The following is a 5352-nucleotide window of genomic DNA, read 5'->3' as shown; positions in this document are numbered from 1 at the left end:
TTTACCAGCTTGTCAGGCACGCAAATCATCTTGACGATGGTCTTGCCGGCGGTCAGCTCCTGCACGCGGGCATTAGCCTTGGCCGCTACCTCCATCTCCTCGCGGCTGATGCCGGTAGCAATCATGATGCGGTCACGCACCTTGCCGTTAATCTGCAGTACAATCTGCACCTCAGCCTTGACCGTGGCGGCCTCGTCACACTCAGGCCACCTCTGCTGATGTACGCTGCCCTCGCCGATGAGGATGCTCCACAGCTCTTCGGTGATGTGCGGCGCAAACGGCGCCAGCAGCTTGATAAGGGCAACGGAAACCTCGCGTACCAGGTTGCCATTGACGCTCTCGCTGTTCTGGAATACGTAGAAGGCATTTACCAGCTCCATAACAGAGCTGATGGCCGTGTTGAACATGAAGCGGTCGCGAATGTCCTCCGTTACCTTCTTGATGGTGGTATGCAGTACGCGGCGCAGCTCCTTTTCCTCTTCCGTCAGGCTGCTGACATCGTATTCATCCTGCCCATTCTTGATTTTATCCTCAAAAATTTCCATGATGCGCCATACGCGCTTCAGGAAACGGGAGGCACCGGCAACGCCCTCGTCGCTCCAATCCAAATCGCGGTCGACAGGCGCCGCAAACAGGATAAAGAGGCGGGCCGTATCCGCGCCGTACTTGGCAATAATTTCCTCCGGGGAAACCACGTTGCCCTTGGACTTGGACATCTTGCTGCCATCCTTCAGCACCATGCCCTGGGTGAGAAGGTTGGTAAATGGCTCGCCAAAGTCCACCATTCCCTCATCACGCAGCACCTTGGTGAAGAAGCGTGAATAGAGAAGATGCAGGATGGCGTGCTCAATGCCGCCGATGTACTGGTCAACAGGTGCCCAGTAATTTACCTTGTCCTTGTCAAATGGCAGCTTGTCATTATGCGGATCGGTGTAGCGGAGATAATACCAGGAGGAACAGATGAAGGTGTCCATGGTATCAGTTTCACGCTTGGCCGGCTTGCCGCACTTCGGGCAGGTGCAGTTCACGAAGGACTCGCTCTGAGCCAGCGGGGAAACCGCCCCCTGCTCAAACTTTACATCCTCCGGCAGCAGTACAGGCAGCTGGTCTTCCGGCACAAGCTGCTCGCCGCAATCCGGGCAGTAAATCACAGGAATTGGCGCACCCCAGTAACGCTGACGGGAAATCAGCCAGTCGCGGAGGCGGTAGTTGACGCGGCGCTTGCCGAAGCCCTCTGCCTCTGCCTTGTCCATGATGCCCTGCATAGCCGCCTTGATATCCATGCCGGAGAACTCGGCGGAATTTACCAGCACACCGGCCTTATCCACATAAGCCTCGGTCATTTCTTCCAGCTTCAGCTCCCTGTCCTTCGGCTGGAGGGTGATGATGATATTCAGGTTGTACTTGGTGGCAAACATCCAGTCACGCTGATCCTCGGAAGGAACGCCGATAACCGCGCCCGTGCCGTACTCTGCCAGCACATAGTTGGTAACCCAGATTTCCACCTTGTTGCCATTGAACGGATTGATGGCATACAGGCCGGTGAAGATGCCCTCCTTCTCGGATTCGGAGGAAGTACGCTCCATCTCGGACTGGTTCTGCGCCTTCTTGCAGAAGGCCATGATTTCCTCTGCCTTCGGATTATTCTCGCAGATCTTCTCAATCAGCGGATGCTCTGCCGCCAGCGCCAGGAAGGTAATGCCGTACACGGTATCAGGACGAGTGGTGTATGCCGCAATCTTCTCCCCCAGCTCCGGCACATCCAGATTGAACTCAAGACCCTCACTGCGGCCAATCCAGTTCTCCTGCATGATTTTTACGCGCTCCGGCCAGCCCTTCAGCTGATCCAAATCTTTCAAGAGCACATCGGCATAATCAGTGATTTTCAGGAACCACTGGGACAAATCCTTTTTCACCACATCGGAATCACAGCGCCAGCACTTGCCCTCGATAACCTGCTCATTGGCCAGCACGGTACCGCAGGTATTGCACCAGTTTACATAGGCCTTTTTCTTGTAGGCAAGGCCGCGCTTGTAGAACAGCTGGAAAAGCCACTGGGTCCAGCGGTAATAATCAGGGCTGCAGGTAGCCACCGCCCTGTCCCAGTCATAGGACAAGCCCATCTCGCGCTGCTGGCGCTTCATGTTGTCCATGTTGGAATAGGTCCAGTCAGAAGGCTTTACACCGTGCTTGATAGCCGCATTCTCTGCCGGCATGCCAAAAGCGTCAAACCCCATCGGATGAATGACATTGAAGCCCTCCATAGTCTTGTAGCGGGCCAGCACATCGCCGATGGAATAATTGCGCACATGCCCCATGTGCAGGTTGCCGGACGGATACGGGAACATCTCCAAAGAATAATACTTTGGCTTCTTCGGATCCATCTCAGTCTTGTAGACATTCTCGGCCAGCCACTTGGACTGCCATTTCTTTTCTATGCTTTGCGGTGAATACTTCTCCACGATACAGCCTCCTAAAATATAAATTGGCCCTGGCTGAATACTCCAACCAGGGCATAAATTCGTAGAATCAACCACAGCATATTATATCTTATTTGGCCGTTTATCGTCAACCGATATATCAATCACATCAGTGCCAAAACCTGAACGTCATATACCTTTTTTGAGCTTCCTGATTCTGTCCAGCACGCTCCCGTCCAGCTGTATACAGCCTTCAAAAGCATCCTCAAAGGCCTCGGCCAGACTGTCAGGCAGCTCTACCTGCGCCAGATTGGTACATCCCTTGAAGGCCTCATGGGCTATCGCCACCACGCCTGACGGCAGCTTTATTTCCCTCATGCTTATGCAGGCAGAAAAGGAACCGGCGCCAATCCTCACCACGCCTGACGGCAACTCTATGTGGCCAAGGCTGCTGCACTCCGCAAAGGCGCCATCGCCAATCTCCGTAATATGCGGCGGCAGCTCTATCTCATCAAGGCTGATGCACTTGAAAAATGCGCCCACGCTTATTTTCTGCAAGCCTTCCGGCAGCACGACACGCTCCAGGCTGCTGCATCCGGCAAAAATCCCCTGCCCGATTTCAGTCACACCTGACGGCAAAACAATCTTTTCCAGGCTGGCACACTCCGAAAAAGCACCGGCGTCTATCTTAGTTACGCCCGACGGCAGCTCAATACGCCACAAATTGCTGCACCCTGCAAAGGTGCCCTGCTCAATTTCGGTCATGCCGGAAGGTAGCTTGATGCTGCTCAGGCTGTTGCACCTGTAAAAAGCACCCACGCCTATTTTTTTTACGCTGTCCGGCAGCTCGATGCTATTCAGCCCGCTGCAGCCGGAGAAGGCCCCCTGACCTATTTCCGCAACTCCCGACGGCAACCTGATACTGCGCAAATTATTGCAGTACCTGAAAGCATATTCACCAATGGCCACAACAGTCACGCCGTCTATGATAGGCGGAATACTGAGGTTGCTCACATGCTTGCGTGCACCTGTTACCGCTATGCCGCCCGGCACAGGCTCGTACAAAAGATCAGTGCCGCAGTAACCTGCCGCATCTGCATAGCCATTTTCATAGGCCTTATGCAACCAGTACATGCCGCCCTCCTCATCATTTTTCTCTTCGCACAAAAGCTTTCCCAGCATAAACATGGATTTGGCATTTCCTGCTTCGGCAGCCTGCTTGTGCCACACTATATCTTCATCTATATTCTTTTTCATAATACATCAATATCCTTTGCTAACAGTTTATTATGCTTTATCACAGCTACTATACCACATTATAACACATCAGCACAGCAAAGAGTAAAGTCATTTTATCATATAGCCATGATGCATAGGGCCGCTGCCCCTGCCCAAATCCAGCATGGCCGCCAGCGCACCGGAAATGTACTCCTTCGCCAGACGAACCGCCTCCGCCAGCTCACAGCCCTTCGCCAGATTGGCGGCAATGGCGGAGGACAGGGTACAGCCTGTGCCGTGGGTATTGGGATTATCAATGCGCTTCCCGGCAAACCACGTCAATCTGCCATCTGCGTACAAAAGGTCATTGGCATCATTGACGCTGTGGCCGCCCTTGCAGAGAACACCACATCCGTACTTCCTGCCGATTTTCTCTGCCGCCTTTTCCATCATCTCTTTACTGGCAATTTTCTCCCCCAGAAGCACCTCCGCTTCCGGGATGTTCGGTGTCAGCACCGTTGCCAGCGGAAACAGCTCCTGCTGCAGAACCTCCACCGCATCATCGGCAATCAGCCTGGCACCGCTGGTAGCCACCATCACCGGGTCGACCACCACATGCCTCGGCTGATACTGCCGCAGTTTTTCCGCTATCATCCTGATTAAACCCTTGTCGGAAACCATGCCAATCTTGACCGCATCAGGGAAAATATCCGTAAAAATGCAGTCCAGCTGCTGTCCCAAAAACTCCGGCGTCACATTCATAATCGCCGCCACACCGGTTGTATTCTGCGCCGTCAATGCCGTGATGGCGCTCATGCCGTACACGCCATTGGCCAGCATGGTCTTCAAATCCGCCTGTATCCCGGCCCCGCCACTGCAATCACTGCCTGCTATCGTTAAAGCTGTCTTCATATCCTCACGCTCCAAAAAATATGCTATATATTTTATATTATAAGCAATTTTCACCTAAAGCACTATAATAAATTTTATAAAATTAATTTCCATTACCGATCCTTAAACTAAAAAAAGAAAATTGTAGTGTAATTCCTATGTGAAACAGATTTTATGAAACGAAATGAGCAGCATGGCATTTTCCAGCAAATTAACCAACGAAGAACATAATCTGACCGAAAGCTACACCACCATATATTCTACATCTATGGATGAAGCCTTCAAAAAACCTTATTCGATAAAATCGAAGATGAATACGATATTGTTGTGAGTAAGGAAGCATATCAGGATTTCATGTCAAGCTTTTTGTAGAAACTATATTCTGCATTTCTTTGTCTCCCATAAAATCCACCAATCTTATATTTCATCCGATAGTTCAGTAAATTTTTCCCTTATCTTTTCCATAAGCATGATTATACAATCATATACCCGTTCAGCAGCCTTATCATCTTGAATACAATTTTCTAGTACCATATCTTCAAAATCTTTTCCTTCAGCATAAAATGCATAATAAAAATTTTTCACATTAAATTGCAAGTCTTTTTTAGATATTTCAAATATATTTTTTCCCTCTTCAAAACAAGCATATCCTTCCTCGGTTTGTTTAAATTGAAGTTCCCTTTTCATATCGTTTCCATCTCCTTTTCAACGTATCCAGTCCACCCTCAATGTGATTAGATATAATATCAAGGATGCTATACTCATCATCTTTATATTCCAATGCACCAGATTGGACAATAATTTTGTTATCTTTTTTTCCGAT

At 50.3% G+C, this 5352-nt stretch carries 4 protein-coding genes; all 4 read right to left on the bottom strand.

Going from position 1 to position 5352, the window contains the following annotated elements; translation table 11 throughout:
* Window positions 1-2462 (bottom strand): leucine--tRNA ligase (gene leuS / locus ACI3UA_RS00035; protein WP_439722782.1); only part of this gene is annotated, 2462 nt, incomplete at its 3' end.
* Window positions 2463-2609: 147 nt separating this feature from the next.
* A complete protein-coding gene (locus tag ACI3UA_RS00030) occupies window positions 2610-3677 on the bottom strand; it encodes a leucine-rich repeat protein (protein ID WP_439722781.1) in 1068 nt (355 codons plus the stop codon).
* A 90-nt stretch (window positions 3678-3767) separates the two neighbouring features.
* Window positions 3768-4550: a bifunctional hydroxymethylpyrimidine kinase/phosphomethylpyrimidine kinase gene (thiD, locus tag ACI3UA_RS00025; RefSeq protein WP_439722780.1), complete on the bottom strand. Its 783-nt coding sequence runs from the start codon at window positions 4548-4550 to the stop codon at window positions 3768-3770.
* Window positions 4551-4946: 396 nt separating this feature from the next.
* Window positions 4947-5216: a hypothetical protein gene (locus tag ACI3UA_RS00020; RefSeq protein ID WP_439722779.1), complete on the bottom strand. Its 270-nt coding sequence runs from the start codon at window positions 5214-5216 to the stop codon at window positions 4947-4949.
* Window positions 5217-5352 lie beyond the last annotated feature (136 nt).

The organism is Anaerovibrio sp. (genome assembly GCF_051866355.1).
Lineage (GTDB): Bacteria > Bacillota > Negativicutes > Selenomonadales > Selenomonadaceae > Anaerovibrio.
The sequence above is the reverse complement of the archived record's forward strand: the minus strand, read 5'-3'. Positions and strand labels throughout refer to the sequence as shown.

Bases quoted from the DNA above. Each gene is read 5' to 3' on its own strand.
- ACI3UA_RS00030 (WP_439722781.1), bottom strand. From the start codon at position 3,677: ATGAAAAAGAATATAGATGAAGATATAGTGTGGCACAAGCAGGCTGCC.
- thiD (WP_439722780.1), bottom strand. From the start codon at position 4,550: ATGAAGACAGCTTTAACGATAGCAGGCAGTGATTGCAGTGGCGGGGCC.
- ACI3UA_RS00020 (WP_439722779.1), bottom strand. From the start codon at position 5,216: ATGAAAAGGGAACTTCAATTTAAACAAACCGAGGAAGGATATGCTTGT.